The organism is Lentzea sp. NPDC036955, from assembly GCF_055608005.1.
Genome location: NZ_JBVJRC010000001.1, coordinates 846,164 through 870,263, shown reverse-complemented (window position 1 = coordinate 870,263; position 24,100 = coordinate 846,164). Strand labels below are relative to the sequence as shown.

Below are 24,100 nucleotides of genomic sequence, written 5' to 3'. Positions count from 1 at the left end.
AGCAGGGCCAAGCCGAGCGAGCAGGGGAGCGACACCGAGCATGGAAACTTCCGTCGAACAGATCGTCGAAGCGCTGCGCCAGTCGTTGATCGAGAACGAGCGGCTGCGCGCGCAGAACGCCCAAGCGGCTCGTGAACCGGTCGCGATCGTCGGGATGAGCTGCCGGTATCCCGGTGGCGCCGACACCCCGGAGAAGCTCTGGGAGCTGGTCGCCGGGGGCACCGACGCGATCGGGGACTTCCCGGCCGACCGCGACTGGGACGTCGAGAACATCTACGACCCCGATCCCGACGCACCGGGCAGGACCCACGTGCGCGAAGGCGGGTTCCTGCACGAGGCCGCGTGGTTCGACCCCGCCTTCTTCGGCATCAGCCCGCGGGAGGCGCTCGCCATGGACCCGCAGCAGCGGTTGCTGCTGGAGGTCTGCTGGGAGGCCCTGGAACGCGCGGGCATCGACCCCCACAGCCTGCGCGGCAGCCGGACCGGCATCTACGCGGGCGTGATGTACCACGACTACGGGACCTGGCTCACCGAGGTGCCCGAGGAGGTCGAGGGCTACCTCGGCAACGGCAACCTGGGCAGCGTCGCGTCCGGGCGGGTGTCGTACACGCTCGGGCTGGAAGGCCCCGCCGTCACGGTGGACACGGCGTGCTCGTCCTCGCTGGTCGCGCTGCACCTCGCGGTGCAGGCGCTCCGGTCAGGCGAGTGCTCGCTGGCGCTCGCGGGCGGGGTGACGGTGATGTCCACCCCGGACACGTTCATCGACTTCTCGAAGCAGCGCGGTCTCGCGCAGGACGGGCGCTGCAAGTCGTTCGCCGAGGGCGCGGACGGCACGGGCTGGGGCGAGGGCACCGGGATGGTGTTGCTCGAACGCCTCTCCGACGCGCGGCGCAACGGGCACCGGGTGCTGGCCGTGGTGAGCGGTTCCGCGATCAACCAGGACGGCGCGTCGAACGGGCTGACGGCGCCGAACGGCCCGTCGCAGCAACGCGTGATCCGGGCGGCGCTGGCCGACGCGGAACTCGAACCGTCCGATGTGGACGTCGTGGAGGCGCACGGCACCGGCACGCCGCTCGGTGACCCGATCGAGGCGCAGGCGCTGCTCGCGACCTACGGCCAGGACCGCGGTGAACCGCTGTGGCTCGGTTCGATCAAGTCGAACATCGGGCACACGCAGGCCGCGGCGGGTGTCGCCGGGATCATCAAGATGGTCGAGGCCATGCGGCACGGCAGGCTGCCCCGGACCCTCCACGCCGGCGAGCCCACCTCGAAGGTCGACTGGGAGGAGGGCGCGGTCGAGCTGCTCCGCGAGGCGCGCGACTGGCCGGCGCGCGACGGGCGGCGCAGGGCCGCCGTGTCCTCGTTCGGCATCAGCGGCACCAACGCCCACGTCATCCTCGAGTCACCGCCGGCGGAAGAGCCCGTCGTGGAACCGGCCGAGCCGTGGTCGGGCCCGGTGCCCCTGGTGCTGTCGGGAGCGAGCGGACGCGGCCTCGCGGCGCAGGCCCGCCGGATGCTCGACCACCTCGCCGCGACCCCGGACTCCCCGGCCGACATCGCGTACGGCCTCGTGGCGTCGCGTGCGGTGCTCGACGAACGCGCCGTCGTCGTCGGGAACGACCTCGCCGCGCTGACGGCGGGGCTCACCGCGCTGGCCGCGGGCGACACCGCCACCGGTGTCGTGCGCGGTGCCCGCGCCCCCGAGTCGCGGGTCGCGTTCGTCTTCCCCGGCCAGGGCTCGCAGTGGGCCGGCATGGCCGCCGACCTCCTCGACTCCTCACCGGCGTTCTCCGCCGCGCTGGCGGAGTGCGCGGCGGTGCTCGACCCCATCACGGGATGGGACCTGCTCGACACCGTCCGCGCCCGGCGTGAGCTGGGCCGCGTCGACGTCGTGCAGCCGGTGCTGTGGGCGGTCATGGTGTCGCTGGCGGCACTCTGGCGTGCGCACGGGGTCGAGCCCGCGGCGGTCATCGGCCACTCGCAGGGCGAGATCGCCGCCGCGTGCGTGGCGGGCGCGCTCAGCCTCGCCGACGGTGCGAAGGTGGTGACCCTGCGCGCGAAGGCCATCGCCGACGAGCTCTCCGGCCGCGGCGGGATGCTGTCGGTCGCGCTCCCTGCCGAGCAGGTGCGCGAACGACTCGCGGCCCACGGCGGCCTCCTCGAGATCGCCGTGGTGAACGGCCCGCTGTCGGTGGTGGTCTCCGGCGACCCCGAGGCGCTCGGCGAACTGCGCGCGGCGGTGATCGCGGACGGGCACCGGGCCAAGCTCGTGCCGGTCGACTACGCGTCGCACTGCGCGCACGTCAAGGCGATCCACGAGCGGCTGCTCACCGACCTCGCCGGCATCCGGCCGCGCACGGCGGACGTGCCGTTCTACTCGACCGTGACCGGCGGCCGGATCGACACGGTGGTCCTCGACGCCCAGTACTGGTACGAGAACCTGCGGCAGACCGTCCTCTTCGAACAGACGACCCGCGAGCTGTTCGACGCCGGGTACGGTGCCTTCATCGAGTGCAGCCCGCATCCGGTGCTGCTGCACAGCATCGCGGAGACGGCCGACGCCGCCGGCGTCGACGTCACCGGGGTCGGGTCGCTGCGCCGGCACGACGGCGGTCCCGAACGGCTGTTCACCTCGCTGGCCGAGGCGTTCGTCGCCGGGGTCCCCGTGGACTGGCGCGCGGTGTTCAGCGCTTCCGGCGCGCGCGTGACCGATCTGCCGACGTACGCGTTCCAGCGGGAACGCTACTGGCTGGGCCGGTCCGGGGCGACGGGCGACGTCACGGCGGCCGGCCTCGACACCGTCGCGCACCCGCTCGTCGGCGCCGCGGTCCCCGTGGCCCAGGACGAGGACGGTGCGGGAGCGGTGGTCTTCACCGCCCGTCTCTCGACGTCGGCGCTACCGTGGCTCGCCGATCACGCCGTGGCCGGCACGGTGCTGCTCCCCGGCACGGCGCTGGTCGAGCTCGCGCTGTCGCTGGGCCACGACCTCGGGCACGGTCACCTCGCGGAGCTCACCCTCCACGCGCCGGTCGTGCTGGCCGGGCGGGGGAGCGTCCAGCTGCAGGTGCGCGTCGACGCGCCGGACGAGACCGGACACCGCGCGCTGACCGTCCACTCGCGACCGCACGGCGATCCCGGCGAACCCTGGTCGCGCAACGCCTCCGGCCTGCTCGCTCCCCAGCCCGCGGCCGCGGCCTTCGACCTGGCGGTGTGGCCGCCGAGCGGCGCGGAACCGCTGGTCGTCGACGACGCCTACGACAGGCTCGCCGCGCTCGGCTACGACTACGGTCCCTCCTTCCAGGGGCTGCGCGCGGCCTGGCGGCGGGGTGACGAGCTGTTCGCCGAGGTGGAGCTGCCCGTCGAGGCGGCGGGCTTCGGCCTGCACCCGGCGCTGTTCGACGCCGCCCTGCACGTGGACGGCCTGGCCGCCGACGGTGCCGGCGAGACGAGCCTGCCGTTCGCCTGGACCGGTGTCTCCCTGCACGCCACCGGCGCGACCGCCCTGCGAGTGGCGATCCGGCGCGGTGAGACCCTGTCGCTGCGCATGGCCGACCCCACCGGCGCGCCGGTGGCGGAGGTGGAAGCGCTGGTAGCACGCCCGGTCGACCGGGGTGCCGTCGCCACCCGCACCGACGACCTCTACCGCCTGAGCTGGCCGGTGCTGCCGGTGCCCAGGACCGAACCCGGCTCGTTCGTCGTGTGGGACGGTGACTCCGCACTGCCCGATGGCGCACACGAGTGGGTGGTCCTGCCGATCGACGGGACCACCGGAGGCGCTCTCGACCCCGCTGCCGCGGCACGCGGCACCACGGGACTCGCGCTCGCCGCGATCCAGCGCTGGATCGCCGAGGAGCCCTCCGCGCGGCTGCTCGTGCTCACCGAGGGCGCAGTCACCGAACCCGTCCGCGACGTGGCCGCCGCCGCGGTGTGGGGCCTGGTGCGCGCGGCCCAGGACGAACACCCCGGCCGGTTCGTGCTGGTCGACTCCGGCGACGGGGTGGAGGCGGCGGTCGCGGCCGCGGGCGCGACCACCGAACCGCAGCTCGCCGTGCACGACGGCACCGTGTCCGTGCCACGCCTCGCGCGAGTGCCGGCCACCGCGCGGACCGTGACCCTCGACCCGGAGGGCACGGTGCTCCTGACGGGGGGCACCGGTGTCCTCGGTTGCCTGGTCGCCCGGCACCTGGTGCAGGAGCACGGTGTGCGGCGGCTCGTCCTCACCGGCCGCCGCGGTGTGGCGGCGGACGACCTGTCGGACCTCGGCGCCGACGTGTCGGTGGTCGCCTGCGACGCCGCAGACCGCGACCAGCTCGCCCGCGTGGTGTCCGCCGTGGACCCCGCACACCCGCTGACCGCCGTGGTGCACCTCGCGGGTGTGCTCGACGACGGCCTGGTGAGCGACCAGACCCCCGAGCGCCTCGACGCGGTGCTGCGGCCCAAGGCGGACGCGGCGTGGCACCTGCACGAGCTGACGAAGAACCTGGACCTCGCGGCGTTCGTGCTGTTCTCCTCGGCCGCCGGCACGGTCGACGGCGGGGGACAGGCCGGCTACGCGGCGGCCAACGCGTTCCTCGACGCGCTCGCCGCGCACCGCCGGTCCCTCGGCCTGCCCGCGCACTCCCTCGCCTGGGGGTTCTGGGACCAGCGCACCGGGCTCACCGAGCACCTGACCGACGCCGACGTCGAGCGCATGGCCCGCGCGGGCGTGCGCCCGATCCAGACCGCCGACGGACTCCGGTTGTTCGACGTGGCGCTGTCCGCGCCGGACGCCCGGCTGGTGCCGATCGCTCTCGACCTCCCCGCTCTGCGCAGGGCGGGAGAGGTGGCACCGCTGCTGCGGGGCCTCGTGCCCTCGGGCAAGCGCGCCGCGACCGGCCTCGCCGCCGCCGCGCGGTCGTCGCTCGTCGACCGCCTCACCGCCCTCGGTCCCGCCGAACGCGACACCGAGCTGCGCGAGCTCCTGCGCACGCTCGTCGCCGCCGTGCTCGGCTTCGGTGACGACCTCGTGCTCGACCCGCGCCGCCCGTTCCGGGAGACCGGCTTCGACTCGCTGACCGCCGTGGAACTGCGCAACCGCCTCGGCACGGCGCTGGGCCTGCGACTGCCCGCCACGCTCGTCTTCGACTACCCCGACGCCGACGCGCTGATCGCATACGTCAGCACGGAGCTGTTCGGCGCCGAGGCGGACGAGCCCGTGCCGGCCGCGCCGGTCACCGTGGACGCGCAGGACGATCCGGTGGTGATCGTCGGCATGGCCTGCCGGTTCCCCGGCGGCATCGCCACGCCGGAGGACCTGTGGCAGCTCGTCACCGACGGCCGCGACGGCATGGGCGGGTTCCCCACCGACCGCGGCTGGGACCTCGCGCACCTCTACGACCCGGAGCCGGGCAAGGCCGGGCACTGCAGCACGGCCGTGGGCGGGTTCCTCCACGACGCCGACCGGTTCGACCCCGACTTCTTCGGCATCGGCCCGCGGGAGGCGCTCGCCATGGACCCGCAGCAGCGGTTGCTGCTGGAGGTCTCCTGGGAGGCGCTGGAGCGCGCGGGCGTCGACCCGCACACCGTGCGCGGCACCCGGACCGGTGTGTACGTGGGCGTGATGTACCACGACTACGGCAGCAGGCTGCGCGCCGTGCCCGAGGAGGTGCGCGACTACCTCGGCAACGGCAGTCTCGGCAGTGTCGCCTCCGGCCGCGTCGCCTACGCGCTGGGACTGGAGGGCCCGACGCTCTCCGTGGACACCGCGTGCTCGTCGTCGCTCGTCGCGCTGCACCTCGCCGCTGAGGCCGTGCGACGGGGCGAATGCGACCGTGCTCTCGCCGGTGGCGTGAGCGTGATGTCGACCGCGGACACGTTCGTGGACTTCAGCAGGCAGCGCAACCTCGCGGCCGACGGCAAGGTCAAGGCCTTCTCCGACGACGCGGACGGCACGGCGCTGTCCGAAGGCGTCGGCGTCCTCGTGGTGGAACGGCTGTCGCAGGCCCGGCGCCACGGCCACGACGTGCTGGCCGTCGTCCGCGGCTCCGCGGTGAACTCGGACGGAGCGTCGAACGGCCTCACCGCGCCCAACGGCCCGTCGCAGCAGCGCGTGATCAGGGAGGCGTTGCGCGTCTCCGGCCTCGGACCGTCCGATGTGGACGCCGTGGAGGCGCACGGCACCGGCACGACCCTCGGCGATCCGATCGAGGCGCAGGCGCTGCTGGCGACCTACGGTCAGGACCGCGGTGAACCGCTGTGGCTCGGTTCGATCAAGTCGAACCTCGGGCACACGCAGGCCGCGGCGGGCGTCGCCGGGGTGGTGAAGATGGTGCAGGCGATGCGCCACGGCGTCCTGCCCGCGACGCTGAACGTCACCGCGCCGTCGGCGGAGGTGGACTGGGACGCCGGTGCCGTGCGGCTGGTCACCGAGCAGCGCGCCTGGCCGGAGTCCGGCCACCCGCGTCGTGCGGGCGTGTCGTCGTTCGGGATCAGCGGCACCAACGCCCACCTGATCCTGGAGCAGGCCCCGGCCGCCCCTCCCGCGCCGGAACCCGCGGCGGAGGCCCCCCTGCTGCCGTTCGTGGTCTCCGCGACCACACCGGACGCACTCGCCGCGCAGGCCGCGCGACTGCGGCAGGTCGCGGGCGCGTCGCTGCCGGACCTCGCCTACTCGCTGTTCACGACGCGCAGCACGTTCGGCCATCGTGCCGCCGTGGTGGCGCGTGACGCCGGTGAGCTGGACGCGGCGCTCGAGGCGCTCGCCGGGGGACGCACGTCGGAGGCCGTCGTCACCGGGCGTCCAGTGGCGGGCAAGGTCGCGTTCCTGTTCACCGGGCAGGGCGCCCAGCGACTCGGCATGGGGCGTGCGCTGTACGAGAGCCACCCCGTGTTCCGCGCCGCCTTCGACGAGGCCTGCGAGGCGCTGGACGAGCACCTCGACGTACCGCTGCGCGAGGTCGTGTGGGCCGATGCGGACGACACGAGCGCGTTGCTCGACCGCACCGACTACACCCAGTGCGCGTTGTTCGCCGTCGAGACCGCGCTCTTCCGGCTGCTCGCGTCCTACGGCGTGCGGCCGGACTGGGTGGCGGGCCACTCGATCGGCGAGCTGACCGCGGCCCACGTCGCGGGCGTGTGGTCGCTGCGGGACGCCGCGCGTCTCGTCGCCGCACGCGGACGGCTCATGGCCGCCCTGCCCGCCGGAGGCACGATGCTCGCCGTCGACGCGGCGGAAACCGACGTGCTGCCGTACCTGACGGCCGACGACGTGGCGATCGCCGCGGTCAACGGGCCGAGCGCCGTCGTCGTGTCCGGCTCCGAAGCCGCCGTGGCCGCGGTGGCGGACAAGCTGACCGGCCGCCGCACGAAGCGGTTGCGGGTCAGCCACGCCTTCCACTCGCCGCTGATGGAACCGATGCTCGCGGAGTTCGAGCAGGTCGCAGCCGGACTGGAGTTCGCCGCGCCGTCGATCCCCCTGGTGTCCAACGTGACCGGTGAGCGCGCGACCGACGAGGAGCTGTGCTCGCCGGCGTACTGGGTGCGGCACGTGCGCGAGGCCGTGCGCTTCGCCGATGGCGTTCGCACGCTCGCCGACGCCGGGGTGAGCACCTTCATCGAGGTCGGTCCCGACGCGGTTCTCACCGCGATGGGCCGCGAGGTCGTCGGGAACGCGGAGAACGCCACGCCGGCCTTCGCACCGGTGTGCCGACGCGGGCACGACGAGGTGCGCACCTTCGCCACGCTGCTCGGCACCGCCCACGTCCGAGGAATCGACGTCGACTGGGCGCAGGCGTTCGAGGGCACCGGCGCGCGCACGATCGACCTGCCGACCTACGCCTTCCAGCACCAGCGGCTGTGGCTGCACGACGAGCCCGGCGCGGTGGTGGACGCCCGCGGCCTCGGCCAGACCCCCGCGGCGCACCCGATGCTGGGCGCTGCCGTGACGCTCGCGGGCGACGACACCGTGGCGCTGACCGGGCGGCTGTCGATCGCGACGCACCCGTGGCTCGCCGACCACGTCGTCGCCGGGACCGTGCTCGTGCCCGGCAGCGCGTTCGTGGAGCTCGCTGTGCGCGCGGGCGACCAGGCCGGCTGCCCGCACGTGGCCGAGCTGACGCTCGAACGGCCGCTGACGCTCGCCGCCGGTGAGGCCGTGCAGCTGCAGGTGACCGCTGCCGCACCAGGATCGGACGGCAGTCGCGCACTCGCCGTGCACTCGCGTCCGGAAGGGACGGACGCGGCCTGGACGCGGCACGCCACCGGTGTCCTCGGCACGGCCTCGGCGGAGGAACCGCCCGCGCTGGGCGAGTGGCCGCCCGCGGGTGCGGAGCCGATCGACGTCAGCGGCGTCTACGACCGGCTTTCGGCACAGGGCTACGACTACGGGCCGCTGTTCCACGGGCTGCGCGCCGCGTGGCGCGACGGTGCCGACGTGTGCGCCGAAGTGCGGCTGCCGGACGGCAAGGGCACCGGTTTCGGCCTGCACCCGGCACTGCTGGACTCGGCACTGCACCTGCTCGACCTCCTCGATGGCCAGGACCCGGACGTCATGGCCCTGCCGTTCTCGTGGGAGGGCGTCGACGTGCACGCCACCGGGGCGACCGCGCTCCGGGTGCGGTTGACGCCGCTGGAGCAGGGCCGGCTCGGCGTGCGCCTGTACGACGGCGTGGGCGCTCCGGTCGCCGACGTCGCCGCGCTGAGCCTGCGCGAGATCGACCCCGGCCAGCTGCGGACGACCGAGCCCGGTGACCTGCTGCGCCTCCACTGGACGCCGAAGCCGGTCGGAACCGCGACCGCCGAACCGCGGGTGCACACCGTGGACCACGCCGGTGGCGAGGTGACGGCCGCGACGCGTGCGACGGTGGCGGCCACCCTCGCGGTGCTGCAACGCGAGGCCGGCGGCACCGCGAGCGGTCCGCTCGTGGTCCGCACCCGGCGTGCGGTGGCGGTCACCGCGGACGAGACCCCCGACCTCGCGCAGGCGGCGGTGTGGGGCATGGTGCGCGCGGCCGCCGTCGAGCACCCCGGCCTGTTCGTGCTGCTCGACTCCGACGGCACGGCCGAGTCGGACGCCGTCCTCGCGGCCGCTGTCGCGACCGGGGCTCCGGAGCTGGCGTTGCGCGCCGGGGTGGCCCACGTCCCCGAGCTGTCCGAAGTGGACGGTCCGGGCACGCCCGTGCCGCTCGACCCGGCGGGCACGGTGCTCGTCCTCGGTGGCACCGGTGGCCTCGGTCTGCTGCTGGCCCGGCACCTGGTGGCGAACCACGGGGTCCGTCACCTGGTGCTGGTGGGGCGCGGTCACCGCGAGCCGGACCTGACGGAGCTCCACGAGCTCGGTGCGCGGGTGGAGGTGGCGGTCTGTGACGTCACCGACCGCGCCGCGCTGGCCGGACTGGTCGCATCGGTGTCCGCGGACCGCCCGCTGACGGCCGTCGTGCACGCGGCGGGCGTCCTCGACGACGGACTGCTCACCGACCTCACCCCGCACCGGTTCGAGACGGTGCTGCGGCCCAAGGCGGACGCGGCGTGGCACCTGCACGAGCTGACGAAGGACCTGGACCTGGCGGCGTTCGTGCTGTTCTCGTCGGCGGCGGGCACCCTGGGAGCCGCGGGACAGGCCAACTACGCGGCGGGCAACGCCTTCCTCGACGCCCTCGCCGCGTACCGCCGTTCCCTGGGCCTGCCGGCGCACTCGCTCGGGTGGGGCCTGTGGGAGACCGCGGGCGCGGGAGGCATGGGCGCGAGCCTGGACGAGGCAGAGCGGAGCAGGCTCGCCCGCGACGGCATCCTGCCGTTGCCGGTGAGTCGCGCGCTGGAGTTGTTCGACGCCGCGCTCGGTGCCGACCACGCTGCCGTCCTGCCGGTGCGGGTGCGCGTCACCGAGGACGCTCCCGCCCTCGTCCGCGCGCTGTCCGGGCACGCCGCGGCGGCACCGGTTCGCCGGGTGGCGAACGCCGCCGGTGAGGTCGTGGCCGAGCCGCTGTCCGCACGGCTGCCGAAGCTCCCGGCGGCCGAAGGCAGGAAGCTGCTCACCGAGCTGGTGTGCGGTCACGTCGCCGGCGTGCTGGGCCACACCTCCGCGGCCGCGGTCGAACCCGACCGCTCCCTGGGTGACCTCGGCGTGGACTCACTGGCCGCGCTCGAGCTCCGCAACCGGCTCGGAGCCGACACCGGCCTGCGGTTGTCGAGCACGCTCACGTTCGACCACCCGACCGCCGACGCACTCGCCGAGCACCTGTTCACCGAGCTGGGCGGGGCGACAGCGGCCGCGGGGGCGGTGGACCTGGAGGCCGAGGTGGTCCGGCTGGAGACGCTGCTGGACTCCACCGCGGACCCGGCCTCGGTGGACGACGAGCAGCGCGCCAGGGTGGGCGCCCGGCTGCGCGCACTGAGCGCGCGCTGGGACGGTGCCGCCACCTACGGCACGGACGTACCGGTCGTGAGCGACGAGCGCGCGCTGGAGACCGCGACCGTGGAGGAACTGCTCGGCATCCTGGACGACGAGCTCGGAAGCCACATCTGACGCGCGAAGCGGCCCGCCATCCTATGGCGGGCCGCTTCGGCACGTCTGGGCTCGTCCCCCGGGCGGTTGTCAGTCCACCGCCGTCTTCTGCCGCTGCGCCTGCTCACCGACGATGATGTCCGACGGGAGCTCGGAGCGCTTGGCGACGTTGAGCTTGCGGTACACGCGGGTCAGGTGTTGTTCGACGGTGCTGATCGTGACGTGCAACCGGTCGCTGATCTCGCGGTTGGTGTAGCCGAGCACGGCGAAGTGCGCGACGCGGCGTTCGGCGTCGCTGAGCAGGACGGTCCCCCTCTGGTCGGAGTCGGAGGCCGTCGGTTCCGCGTCCTCGAGCAGGTGCTGGTCGACGGGGGAGACCATCCGGCACGCCTCCGCCTCGCGCGCGGCGTGCTTGGCGACCAGCCGTGCGCGGGCGAACTCGCCGAACTCGTAGTGCGCGGACGCCAGTTCGGCGTACGCGTGAGCGAGGGACTGCCGGTCGCCGCAAGCCTTGAGCAGGTCGATCGACTGGTGGAGCAGCGGTGCGCGCTGGTAGGGCTTGCTGGTCGCCGCCAGCACCCTCAGCGCGAGGGCCTGGGCGTTCGCGCTGCTGGTCCGCGAACGTCGCAGCTCCTCCTCGGCCAGTGTGCGGGCCGTGCGCGTCTTGCCCAGCCGCAGGTACGCCATGGCGAGGTCGGTGCGCCACGGAATGCCGCGCTGCAGCTGGGAGTTGCCCTCCCGGATCAGCCGTGCGCTGGTCTCGAAGTCGTTCAGCGCGGCGAACGGCTGCGCGGTCTCCAGGTAGTGGTGCCCTCGCGCGCGCAGGTACTGCACGCCGAACACGGTGCGGTACATCGGTTTCGGCACGGGGAGGTTGAGCAGCTGCTCGTTGTGCGCGATCGCGCCCAGTCCGGGGTTGGCGAACAACGCGGTGGACAGCGGCAGGCCGATGAGCACACCCCACCCCTGCGGGGCCAGCAGCTCCACCGCCTCCCTCGCCCCTGTCAGCGCGGCCGGCAGGTCTCCCTGTAATCGTGCGACCTCGGCCTGCACGCTGCCCAGGATCGCCTGCCACGTCTTGGCACGCCGCGCGACGGCGGACTCCAGCAGTCCCTCGCAGGCGGCGCCGGCCAGCGCCGGCTGGCCGGCGTACGCGATCGCCAGCAGCGACATCGCCACGATCTCGAGGTTGAGGTCGTCCAGCCGGTGGCCCTGCAGGCACTGCGCCAGCGCGGTGGTGGACTCCGCCGTGTCCACCCCGTTGAGCAGGGCGCTCAGCGGCGCCATGATGCCGTACATGGTGCGCCGTTTGTCGGGGTGCCCGTTCGAACGGGAGGGGCCGGCGGGTTCGCCCGCGCCGTAGAACCACTGCCGGATCATGTCGACCTCTTGCCGCACCAGCTCGTCGGCCGAGGAGACCGGCGGCGGCAGCGCTTCCGCGATCCGACCGGCCAGCTCCGTGTCGCCCTGCCACAGCACGTGCCGGAGCACCGTGGTGGCATCACGCAGGTCCAGCTCGCCCTTCTCGGCGGCCTGCCGCAGCGGGTCGAGGCGTCTGCCTGCCGCGGCCGGGTTGGTGAGCCACTCGACCCTGGCGAGCGCCGCGGTGATCTCGTGGCTTTCCGCGGTGCCGGAGCAGCCGCGCAAGGCGAGCTGGAGGCAGGCGGCACAGCGTTCGAGGTCGTCCCGCCCGAGCGCCGCCTCCGCGGCGCTGCGCAGCGTGCTCGTGCCCCAGCCCGCCGGCACGAGCTCGGCGGCGAGCAGGTGTGAGGCGACCACCTCGGCCGGTGCGCCGGAGTTGTAGAGCGCTTCGGCGATCCTGCAGTGCAGGGTCGTGCGCAGGTCCGGTCTCATGTCCTCGCGCACCGCGGCCGCGGCGGCCGGGTCGAGGAAACGGCGACCGGTGAGCAGGCCGGTCGAGTTGCCCCGGTCGACGGCGTTGCTGACCGTTTCGTCGCTCACACCCATGGTCTCGGACAGGTTGACGCTGTCGATGGTGTCGCTGAGGTGTTGGACGGACTCGCCGAACAACGCCAGCAGCCGCAGCACGTGGATCTTCTCGGACGAGTTGCGGTGCAGCAGTTGCAGGACCGCGTTGCGGTACGCGGCTCCCGCGACCGGCCGCTCGACCAGGGCGCCGCGCGTCTTGCAGTCGTCCAGGAGCGCGTGCGCGAGCAGCGGGACACCCGCGGTCATCCGGGAGAACCCGGTCGTCAGTTCCTCGGAAGGCGGTCCTCCGGCGTCCGCGGCGAGCAGCTCGGCGAGCTCCGCGGCGGACAGCGGCGCCAGCCGGATGCGCCGGTGCGGATGGCGGTTCAGCTGCCGGGAGGAGACGGTGCGCGAGGCGTCGTCCTCGATCCCGAGCGTGCACACGACGAGCAGCTTGCGGAACCGGCCGCGCTGCAGCAGGTGCACGATGCTCGTGGTGGACCAGGCGTCCATCAGGTGGGCGTCGTCCACCGCGAGCACCAGCGGGCAGTCCTCGTCCGCGCGGCCGAGCAGAGCCTCCGCAGAGGCTTCCAGCTCGGCCGTGGGGAAATCGACTTCTTCACTTTTTTCTCGCGGAGGGTGAACGCGGTCGGAAACGATGTGGTCTTGCTTTTCGCTCCACAGCTCCGGGCAGGCGGTTCCGCTGTTCTTCAGCAAATTCCGGGCGAGGCTCAGCGGTCTGTCCCGGGAGGCGGGGTCTGCCGTGGCGTGCAGTATCCGCGCACCCGATTCCCGGACGCTGATCAGAAACTCGTCGAGAACCTGGGTCTTTCCGGAACCGGGTGTGCCGCTCACCAGTACGAGCAGGCCGTTTCCTCTGGTGCTCTCGACGAATGCTTCGTGCAGACTGGCCAGTTCTCTCGTTCGACCGAATATGCGCGCCATCGCCTCGTATTCCGTCCCAGTACCCGCAGGGAGCCGGGGAACTCGCACTCGCCGTTGTGTGCGGCCGCGCCCTGGTGCGAAGCCACCGCCGGTGAGAAGGGTGATGACCGTTCGTCCGCGGTCACTCCGACCTCACGGGGAACGACTCCGCAATGACTGCTTCCGGAGTCGCTCATGTCATGCAGCGGTGTTGCCCGGCATGGGTCCAAGCTAGCACGATTCGGGATACTTTCGCCGGTGTACGAAGGGCGCATGTCTCAATTCGCGCCCGGCTGTTCAAGATCCTTTCCGGACGGTGAACCTGCCGGTAACACCGTTGTTAACTGACTCGCGGATCAACGCGGAACCGTCCTGGGAATTCTCCTAAACCACTTGGTCGCGCGTGTGTGCCGGTCTCATCCGGCCCTCTCCGGCAAGCGACCTGCGCCAGGGTGTGCCGGCCCGTCCCCACGTCTGACCCCTGCACTGCAGGACGCCCTCCTGGGGGCATTAGGGGTACCTGACGTGAATGCCGTCTCCCTAGCCTCCGATGCAGAGCGGCCAAGGGGGTCCGCGGGCGGAAGCCAACGGCCGAACAGGCACGGCGATCGTGATCGGATGGCGCGCTGGTGAACAACGAAGATCAGCTTCTCGACTACCTCAAGCGGACCACGGCGGAGCTGCGGGAGGCGCGGAAGCGGTTGCGCGAGCAGGAAGAGCGGGAACGCGGCCCGGTCGCGATCATCGGGATCGGCTGCCGGTTCCCCGGTGGCGTCACGGCGCCGGAACACCTGTGGGACCTGGTCTCCTCCGGTGTCGACGCGATCTCGGAGTTCCCGTCGAACCGGAACTGGGACATCTCGGCGCTGTACGACCCCGATCCGTCGCGCCGCGGGCACACCTACGCCCGCACGGGCGGATTCCTGCACGACGCCGCCGAGTTCGACCACGACTTCTTCGGCATCAGCCCGCGTGAAGCGCTCGCCATGGACCCGCAGCAGCGGCTGTTGCTCGAAACGTCCTTCGAGGCGTTTGAACGTGCCGGCATCGCCCCGTCGTCCCTGCGGGGCAGCCGCACCGGAGTCTTCGCGGGCGTCATGTACAACGACTACGCCACCAGGATCACCTCGGTCCCGGAAGACCTCGACGGCTACCTCTCCAACGGCAGCGCCGCGAGCATCGCCTCCGGTCGCGTCGCCTACACCTTCGGGCTCGAAGGCCCGGTCGTCACCGTCGACACCGCCTGTTCCTCCTCCCTGGTCGGGCTGCACTGGGCGGTGCGCGCGCTGCAGTCCGGCGAGTGCTCACTCGCGCTGGCCGGCGGCGTGACGGTGATGTCGACTCCCGAGACGTTCGTGGACTTCTCACGGCAGCGCGGACTTGCTCCCGACGGCCGGTGCAAGGCGTTCTCGGCCGACGCGGACGGCACGGGCTGGGGCGAAGGCGCCGGGATGGTCCTGCTGGAACGCCTGTCCGACGCTCAGCGCAACGGTCACCCCGTGCTCGCGGTGATCCGCGGTTCCGCGATCAACTCCGACGGTGCGAGCAGCAGGCTGACCGCGCCGAACGGGCCGTCGCAGCAGCGCGTCATCCGGCAGGCGCTGGCGAGTGCCGGTCTGAAGCCGTCGGACGTGGACGTCGTGGAGGCGCACGGCACCGGTACGGCGCTGGGCGACCCGATCGAGGCGCAGGCGCTGCTGGCCACCTACGGTCAGGACCGCGCGCACCCGCTGCTGCTCGGTTCGGTGAAGTCGAACATCGGTCACGCCCAGGCCGCGGCCGGGATCGCGGGCGTGATCAAGGTGGTGCTGGCCATGAAGCACGGCGAGGTTCCGCCGACGCTGCACGCCGACACCGCCACCGACCAGGTGGACTGGACCGCGGGCGCCGTCGAGCTGGCGGTGAAGCGGCAGCCGTGGCCGGAGACCGGCCGGCCGCGCAGGGCCGCCGTGTCCTCGTTCGGGCTCAGCGGGACCAACGCGCACGTGGTGCTGGAGCAGCCTCCCGCGCCGGCACCGCCCCCGGAGGCCGGGACACCGACGAGTTCCGCGGTGCCGTGGATCGTCACCGCGCGCACGCCGCGTGCGCTCGAGGACCAGCGTGCCCGCCTGCGAGCACACCTCGCCGAACACCCCGAACTGCGCAGTGCGGACGTCGCGCTGTCCCTTGCCGTCACGCGGTCCAGGTTCGAGCACGGCGTCATCGCCGTCGGCAGGGACGAGGGGGAGCTGCTCGACCGGCTCGCCCTCGCGTCCCCGTTGGCCGGCAAGAGGGGTTCGACGGCGTTCTTGTTCACCGGCCAGGGTTCGCAGCGGATCGGCATGGGCCGCGCGCTGCGTGCGGCGTTCCCCGTGTACGCCGAAACCTTCGACGCCGTGTGCGTGCTCGCGGACCGGTACCTGGACGAGCCGCTGGCCGCCGTGATCGACGGCGACGCCGAGCTGCTGAACCGCACCGACTACGCGCAGCTCGCCATCTTCGCCGTGGAGGTCGCGCTGTACCGGTTGTTCGAGTCCTGGGGGATCGTGCCCGGCCACCTGGTCGGCCACTCGGTCGGTGAGCTGGCCGCCGCTCACGTCGCCGGTGTGTTCTCGCTGGAGGACGCGGTCGCGCTGACCGGTGCGCGGGGTCGCCTGATGGCGGCACTGCCGTCCGGGGGCGCGATGGCCGCGGTGCGGGCCTCCGAGGCCGAGGTCGCGCCGTTCCTCACCGGCCAGGTGGCACTCGCGGCCGTCAACGGCGAGCGGTCGGTCGTCATCTCCGGCACGGCCGAAGCCGTCGACGAGCTCGCCGCGCGGTTCGGGAAGGTCAAGCGGCTCACCGTGTCCCACGCCTTCCACTCGCCGCTGATGCGTCCGATGCTCGCGGAGTTCGCGCAGGTGGCGGAACGGTGCTCCTACGCGGAGCCGCGGGTGCCGATCGTCTCGACGATGACGGGTGAGCTCGCGACCACCGCGCTGACCACACCGGAGTACTGGGTCGAGCACGTGGTGAAACCGGTCCGCTTCGCCCCCGCGCTGGCGGCGGCGCACGCGCTCGGCGCGCGCCGGTTCGTCGAGCTGGGGCCGGACGCCGCGCTCACCGCGCTCGCCGCCGACGCACTCGGCGGTGACAGCGTGGCGATCGCCGGGCTCCGCCGCGACGGTGACGAGGAACTGGACGTCGTCAGCGCCGCCGCGACCCTGCACGCCGCGGGGGGCACAGTCGACTGGGAGCGCTTCTTCGCCGCCCACAACGCCCAGCGGGTGGAGCTGCCGACCTATGCGTTCCAGCGCGAACGGCTGTGGCTGGAGGAGAGCACGACGCCGGCGGGCGACCCGGAGGGGCTCGGCCAGCACTCGACCGGGCACCCGCTGGTGCCCGCGGCGACCGACGTGCCCGAAAGCGGGGCCGCCGTGCTCACCGGACGGCTCTCGCCGACGGCGCAGACCTGGCTGGCCGACCACTCGGTGCACGGCGCGGTGCTGCTGCCCGGTACGGCGTTCGTCGAGCTGGCCCTGCGAGCGGGTGAGCACGTCGGGTGCGACACCGTCGAGGAGCTGACCCTCGACGCACCGCTGCTCCTCCCCGGCGACGGCGCGGTGGCCGTCCGGGTGGTCGTCGGCGGTGCGCGCGACGACGCGCCGGACCGCCGTGAACTGACGATCTGGTCCCGCCGGGGTGACGCCGCAGACGAAGGTGGCTCCTGGACGCGCCACGCGAGCGGCACCCTGGCCGCGGGTGCGGGGGAAGCGGCCGCGGCGCCGGAGGTCTGGCCGCCGGAGGGAGCGGAGCCGGTCGAGCTGGCCGACCTGTACCCGCGGCTGGCGCGCACCGGCTACGGCTACGGCGAGGTGTTCCAGGGCCTGCGGACCATGTGGCGCCGCGGCGACGAGCTGTTCGGCGAAGCCGCGCTGCCCGACTCCGCCCGGGGCACCGCCGCCGGGTTCGGCCTGCACCCCGCGCTGCTCGACGCCGTGTTGCACGTCAACCTGCTCGACCTGCCCGACGGACGTGCCGTGCTGCCGTTCGCGTGGGGCGGGGTGCGGTTGCACCGCGCCGGTGCCGACGTGCTGCGGCTGCGGCTCTCGCCGGACGGGACGGGTGCGGTGTCGCTCGAGCTGTCCGATCAGCACGGGCACCCGGTGGCCAGTGTGCGCAGCCTCGTCGCGCGCCCGGTGTCCCCTGAGGCGCTCGCGGGCTCCGCGGACCTGCCGCTGTACCGGATCGAGCTGGTCGCGGCGTCCGGTGCGGCCGACCGCTCCGACACCGACCCCGTGTTCGTCCCGCCGGTGCCCGACGCCGGTGACGAGGTGCCGGGAATGGTGCGGGAACGCGTGCACACGACGCTCGACCGGGTGCGGGGGTGGCTGGACGACCCGCTGTCCGCCGGACGCCGCCTGGCCGTGGTGCTGCGCACGGGCGACCTCGCCCACGCGGCCGTGCGCGGGCTGATCCGCGCCGCGGAGGCGGAGAACCCCGGCCGGTTCCTCGTCGTGAGCACCGATCTGGCCGCGACCGACGAGCAGGTCGCCGCCGACGACGCGGTCCGCGCGGCGCTGACCGTCGGCGAGCCGGAGGTCGTCGTCGCCGGCGGTGAGCTGTGGGTGCCGCGCCTCGCACGGGCCGAGTCGGCCGAACCGCTGTCCTGGGATTCCGACGGACTTGTGCTCATCACCGGCGGCACAGGTGGCCTCGGCGCGCAGCTCGCGCGGCACCTCGTCGCGGAACGCGGTGTGCGGCGGCTGCTCCTGGCCGGGCGCAGGGGAGCGGCCGCGCCCGGCGCCGAGGAGCTGCGCGCGGAGCTGGAGGCGGCCGGCGCGTCGGTGACGCTCGCCCGCTGCGACGTGACGGACCGCGCGGCGCTCGCCGCGCTGCTCGCCGAGCACGACGTGCGCGCCGTGGTGCACGCGGCCGGCGTGGTGGACAACGGTGTGCTGGCCGGGCTCGACCCCGAGCGCGTCGACCGGGTGCTGCGGCCGAAGGTGGACGCCGCGTGGCACCTGCACGAGCTCACGAGCGAACGGAACCTGTCGGCCTTCGTGCTGCTGTCGTCGGCCGCGGGCACGCTGGTACCGGGCGGCCAGGGCAACTACGCCGCGGCGAACACCTTCCTCGACGGGCTCGCCGAGCACCGCCGCGCGCTGGGACTTCCCGCCGTCTCACTCGCCTACGGCCTGTGGACGGGCACCGGCGGCATGAGCGACGACATGGACGAGGCGGACACCGAACGCCTGCGGCGCCTCGGGTTCCCGCCGCTGACCGCCGAGCAGGGTCTGCGCCTCTTCGACGCCGCGGTCGGTGGCGAGGAGGCGGTGCTCGTCCCCACTCGGCTCGACGCGGCCGCCGTGCGGCACCGCGCGGGCGGTGTGCCGCCGTTGCTGCGCGGTCTCGTGCGCGCACCGCGGCGGGCAGCCGAGCCGGGTGCCGGCGCCGCGAACGGCGCGGGCTGGCGCGAGCGACTCGCGTCGCTCACCGAAGCGCAGCGGGACAAGGCGTTGCTGGACCTCGTGCGCACTCACGTGGCCGGTGTGCTCGGCCACCCGTCGGCCGAGTCGATCGACCCGGGCCGCGCGTTCCAGGAGCTGGGGTTCGACTCGCTCGCCGCCGTGGAGCTGCGCAACCTGCTCGCCGCGGCGACGGGACTGACCCTCCCGGCGACGCTGGTGTTCGACCAGCCGAACCCGATCGCGCTCGCCGCGCACCTCAAGGCCGCACTCGTGCCCGGTCCCGAGGACCTCGCCCAGGCGGTGCTGACCGAGATCGACGGCCTGGAAGCGGCCCTGCGCGCGTTGCACGGCGACGGTGACGGGCAGGCCCGCGTGACGGCACGGCTGGAGGCGTTGCTGCACGCCTGGCGCGACGGCCGCACGGACGGCTCCGAACCCGCCTCGCCCGATGCCGGCGAGGCGAGCGACGACGAGCTCTTCGCGAGGATCGACAACGAACTGGGAGCCCTCTGATGGATGCCACGGCAGATTCGGCGACTGCGGACAAGCTCCGCGACTACCTCAAGCGGGCGACGACGGAGCTGGAGCGCAGCCGCCGCCGCGTCCGCGAGCTGGAGGACCGCCACCGCGAGCCCATCGCGATCATCGGCATGGGCTGCCGGTACCCCGGCGGGGTGCGCACGCCGGAGGACCTGTGGGAGGTCGTCGCCGACGGCGTCGACGTGGTGAGCGAGTTCCCGTCCGACCGGGGCTGGGACGCCGAGTCGTTCTACGTCCCCGAGCCCGGCCCGCCCGGCACCTCCTACGTCCGCGAGGGCGGCTTCCTGCACGACGCCGCCGAGTGCGACCCCGCGTTCTTCGGCATCAGTCCCAAGGACGCTCCGGGCACCGACCCGCAGCAGCGGCTGCTGCTGGAGGTCACGTGGGAGGCGTTCGAGCGCGCGGGAATCGACCCCGGGGCCTGCAAGGGCACCCCGACCGGGGTCTTCGTCGGACTGATGCACCACGACTACGTCGGCGGCACCATCTCCGGCAGCATCGTCTCCGGCCGCATCGCCTACACGCTCGGACTGGAGGGGCCCGCGGTCACGATGGACACCGCGTGCTCGTCCTCGCTGGTCGCACTGCACTCGGCGATCGGGTCGCTGCGCCGCGGGGAGTGCACGCTCGCCCTCGCCGGCGGCGCCGCGGTCATGGCGAGCCCGGAGATGTTCCTCGAGTTCAGCGAGCGCCGCGCGCTGTCCCCGGACGGGCGCTGCCACTCCTTCTCCGACGACGCGGCCGGTGCCGCCTGGTCGGAGGGAGCGGGGATGCTGCTGCTCGAACGCCTCTCGGACGCCGTGCGCAACGGGCACGAGGTGCTGGCCGTCGTGCGCGGCAGCGCGGTCAACCAGGACGGCGCCTCCAACGGCCTCACCGCGCCCAGCGGCCCGGCGCAGGTGCGCGTGATCGAGCAGGCGCTCGCCGACGCGCGGCTCGCACCGCACCACGTCGACGCGGTCGAGGCGCACGGTACCGGCACCACGCTCGGGGACCCGATCGAGGCGCAGTCCGTGATCACCGCCTACGGCCAGAACCGCCAGGCGCCGCTGTGGCTGGGCTCGATCAAGTCGAACATGGGTCACCCGCAGGCGGCGGCGGGCGTGGCCTCGATCATCAAGGCGGTCCAGGCGATCCGGCACGGCGTGCTCCCGAAGACGCTGCACGTCACCGAGCCGAGCAAGGCCGTGGACTGGTCCGCGGGCAACGTCCGGCTGCTCACCGAGACCCGCGACTGGCCGGAGCAGGACCACCCGCGCCGCATCGGCGTCTCGTCGTTCGGCATCTCCGGCACCAACTCGCACGTGATCGTCGAGCAGGCACCCGAGCCCGCCGCCGGGCAGGAGCGGGAGCGCGCCGCGCTGCCGGTGGTGCCGTGGGTGCTGTCGGGCAAGGGGTCCGACGCCGTGCGGCGTCAGGCCGACCGGCTGCGCGCGAGGTTCGGCGACGACGCCGACGCCGATCCGTTCGACATCGGGTTCTCGCTCGCCACCACGCGCGCGGCGTTCTCCCACCGCGCCGCCGTGACCGGCAGGAACCGCGCCGAACTGCTGGAGGCGCTGCGCGCGGTCGCGTCCGGGGACACCCCCGCCGTCGTCGCCGGGGCGCCCGGCGGGCTCGCGGTCCTCTTCTCGGGCCAGGGTTCCCAGCGACCCGGCATGGGCCGCACGCTGCACGCCGGGTTCGACGTGTTCGCGCAGACCTTCGACGAGCTCTGCCTGGCGTTCGGCAAGCACCTCGACGAACCGCTGCGCGACCTGATGTTCGCCGACCCCGAGGACCCGGCCGCCGTGACGGCGCTCGCGCGCACGGCCTACACGCAGGCGGCGTTGTTCACCTTCGAGACCGCGCTCTACCGCCAGCTGGAGCACTGGGGCGTGCGTCCCGACCACGTCGGCGGTCACTCGATCGGCGAGGTGGTGGCCGCGCACGTCGCGGGCGTGCTGAGCGTCGAGGACGCCGTCGCGCTGGTGGCCGCGCGCGGCAGGCTGATGCAGGCCTTGCCGTCCGGTGGTGCGATGGTGTCGCTGCTGGCCGCCGAAGCCGACGTCGTCCCGCTGCTGACCGAGGGCGTCGACATCGCGGCGGTCAACGGACCGCGCTCGGTCGTGATCTCCGGTGACGAGGACGCCGTGACCGCGGTGGCCGCGCACTTCGAGAAGACCACCCGCCTGACCGTCTCGCACGCCTTCCACTCGCACCGCATGGACCCGATGCTCGGACAGTTCCGCGAAGTCCTGTCCGGACTGACGTTCCACGAGCCCTCGCTGCCGGTGGTCTCCAACGTCACCGGCGTGCTCGCCACGGCGGAGGAGCTGACCTCACCGGAGTACTGGGTGCGGCACGTGCGCCAGGCCGTGCGCTTCGGCGACGGTGTCTCCACGCTGGTCGAGGAAGGCGCGACGCGGCTGCTCGAGGTGGGGCCGGACTCGGTGCTGACCACCATGGCACTGGCCGTGGTGGGCGAGACGGTCGCGGTCCTCCGCACGCAGCGGCGCGACCGGGCCGAGGACGAGACCCTCGTGGAAGCTCTGTGCGCACTGCACACCACCGGTGGAGGTCCTGAGTGGAGGACCGTGTTCGCCGGCGGGCGCAAGGTGGACCTGCCGACGTACCCGTTCCGGCGCGACCGCTACTGGGAGGACGCGCCGATCCTGCAGGCCGAACGGTCCGCAGGCACCCGCGGCGACGTGACCGCCGCCTTCTGGGACCTGGTGTCCGAAGGGGACCTGGCCTCTCTCACCGCGACGCTGGGCGTCGGCGAGGACTCGGTCGCGCCGGTGCTCCCCGCACTCGCCTCGTGGTACGACCGGCAGCGCGCCGACGCGGCCGCCGACGCCTGGCGCCACCGGGTCACGTGGGCTCCGCTGGCACCGCCCGCGACGCCCGGTGGAGCGGCCTCCTGGCTCGTCCTGGCACCGCGGGACCCCGACGACTGGACGCGCGCGGTGCTCGACGGTCTCGCGGCGGCCGGGTTGCGGACCGAGGTGCTCGCCGTGCCCGGTGGCACCGGTCGCACCGCGCTCGCCGAGCTGCTCGCCTCGGCCGGCCCCGGCGCCGACGGAGTGCTGTCGCTGCTCGCACCGGCCGCCGGCACCGCGGTGGAGGCGGCCGCGGTGACCGCGGCCCTCGTCCAGGCCCTCGGCGACGCCGGCCACGGCGCACCGCTCTGGTGCGTCACACGGGATGCGATGGCCCACGGTGCCTCATCCGCGGTGACCGGGGTCGACCAGGCGGCGGTCTGGGGCCTCGCCAGGGTCGCCGCGCTGGAGCACCCCGACCGGTGGGGCGGCGTCGTGGACCTGCCCGCCGAGCTGGGAACCGCCGCCGTGGCGCGGTTCGCGGCCGTGCTCGCCGACCCGGGAGACGAGGACCAGCTGCTCGTCCGCGAGTCCGTCGCCTACGGCAGGCGGCTCGAACCCGCGCCCGCGCGGATCGCGTCCCGCTGGGAGCCGGAGGGAACGGTGCTGGTCACCGGCGCCACCGGTGCGGTCGGCGCCGCCGTCACCGGCTGGCTCGTCGACCAGGGTGCGAAGCACCTGCTGCTGATCTCGCGGCGCGGCGCGGAGGCACCCGGTGCGGACGAGCTCGTCGCCGAACTGGCCGCGGCGGGTGTCGAGGCGCGCCTGGTCGCCTGCGACGTGGCCGACCGCGACGCGGTGGCCGCACTGCTCGACGGCATCCCCGCGGACCGTCCACTCTCGACGGTCGTGCACCTCGCGGGCGTGCTGGACGACGGCGTGCTCGACTCGCTCACGCCCGAGCGGTTCAGCGGCGTCTTCGCGCCGAAGGCCGACGCCGCGAGGCATCTGCACGAGCTGACGAAGGACAAGGGCCTCTCGGCGTTCGTGCTCTTCTCCTCGCTGACCGCGACGGTCGGCGGCGCGGGCCAGGCCAACTACGCGGCGGCCAACGCCTACCTCGACGCGCTCGCCGAGCACCGCCGTGGCATGGGACTCGCGGCGACGTCGGTGGCCTGGGGACCGTGGGGCGGCGAGGGCATGGCGGCACACGGCGCGGTGCGCTCCGCGACGGCCGCCATGGGCATCACGGCGCTCGACCCCGGCAAAGCGCTGGTGGCGTTGCGCCGTGCGCTCGACGGAGGCGACAGCGCGGTGACCGTCGCGGACGTCGAGTGGTCCACCTTCGCCCCCGCGTTCACCGCGACGCGGCCGAGCCCGCTGCTGGCGGAGCTTCCCGGTGCCACCGTCAGCGCGGGCGGCGGTGCCGGCACCGCCGAGCTCGCGGGCTTCGCCGACAGCCTCGCCGGCCTGACCGCCGGTGAGCGCGACCGGGCGTTGCAGGACCTCGTGTGCACCCAGGCCGCGTCGGTGCTGGGCTACGAGAGCGGTACCGCGATCGAGCCGGGCACCGCGTTCCGCGACCTCGGCTTCGACTCGCTGACCTCGGTGGACCTGCGCAACCGGATCAGCAGCGCGGCCGGCGTCCCGTTGCCCGCGACGCTGATCTTCGACTACGCCACGCCACTGGCCCTCGCCCGGCACCTGGACGAGCAGATCGGCGGCGGCGCGGCCGCGGACGCGGCGGGCACCGTGGACGGCGTGGTGGCCGAGCTGGAGGGCATGGCCGCCCGGCTGACCGCGATGAGCCCGTCCGACCTGGAGCAGGGCCGGATCACCATGCGGCTGCAGGCGCTGCTCACCGACCTGAACGAGGCCCTCGTCGGTGACGGGGCGGCTGTGCTGGCCGGACGGCTGGAGGAGGCGTCGGCGGACGACGTCTTCGCCTTCATCGACAAAGAACTCGGCTCGGCCTGATCCGGCCGCGGCCCTCGGCT

Annotated in this window: 3 protein-coding genes and 1 pseudogene; 3 read left to right on the top strand and 1 reads right to left on the bottom strand. The window is 73.8% G+C overall.

Going from position 1 to position 24,100, the window contains the following annotated elements; translation table 11 throughout:
* Positions 1–61 precede the first annotated feature (61 nt).
* Entirely contained in the window at positions 62–10,501 is a 10,440-nt protein-coding gene (locus ACZ7CF_RS03965; protein WP_470368897.1) for an SDR family NAD(P)-dependent oxidoreductase, read from the top strand.
* Positions 10,502–10,570: 69 nt separating this feature from the next.
* On the opposite strand, the gene ACZ7CF_RS03960 is transcribed toward ACZ7CF_RS03965, so the two are convergent.
* Entirely contained in the window at positions 10,571–13,354 is a 2,784-nt protein-coding gene (locus ACZ7CF_RS03960) for an AAA family ATPase (protein ID WP_470368743.1), read from the bottom strand.
* Positions 13,355–13,962: 608 nt separating this feature from the next.
* Here ACZ7CF_RS03960 and ACZ7CF_RS03955 point away from each other — a divergent pair.
* Positions 13,963–19,275 (top strand): annotated as a pseudogene (locus ACZ7CF_RS03955) (type I polyketide synthase); the annotation flags it as partial.
* Positions 19,272–24,080 (top strand): type I polyketide synthase, encoded by a 4,809-nt coding sequence (locus ACZ7CF_RS03950; protein WP_470368896.1) that lies wholly within the window; start codon positions 19,272–19,274, stop codon positions 24,078–24,080. The pseudogene ACZ7CF_RS03955 and the gene ACZ7CF_RS03950, both read left to right, overlap by 4 nt.
* Positions 24,081–24,100: the final 20 nt, after the last annotated feature.

Coding starts and splice junctions, on each gene's coding strand:
- ACZ7CF_RS03960 (WP_470368743.1), bottom strand. CDS start 13,354: ATGGCGCGCATATTCGGTCGAACGAGAGAACTGGCCAGTCTGCACGAA.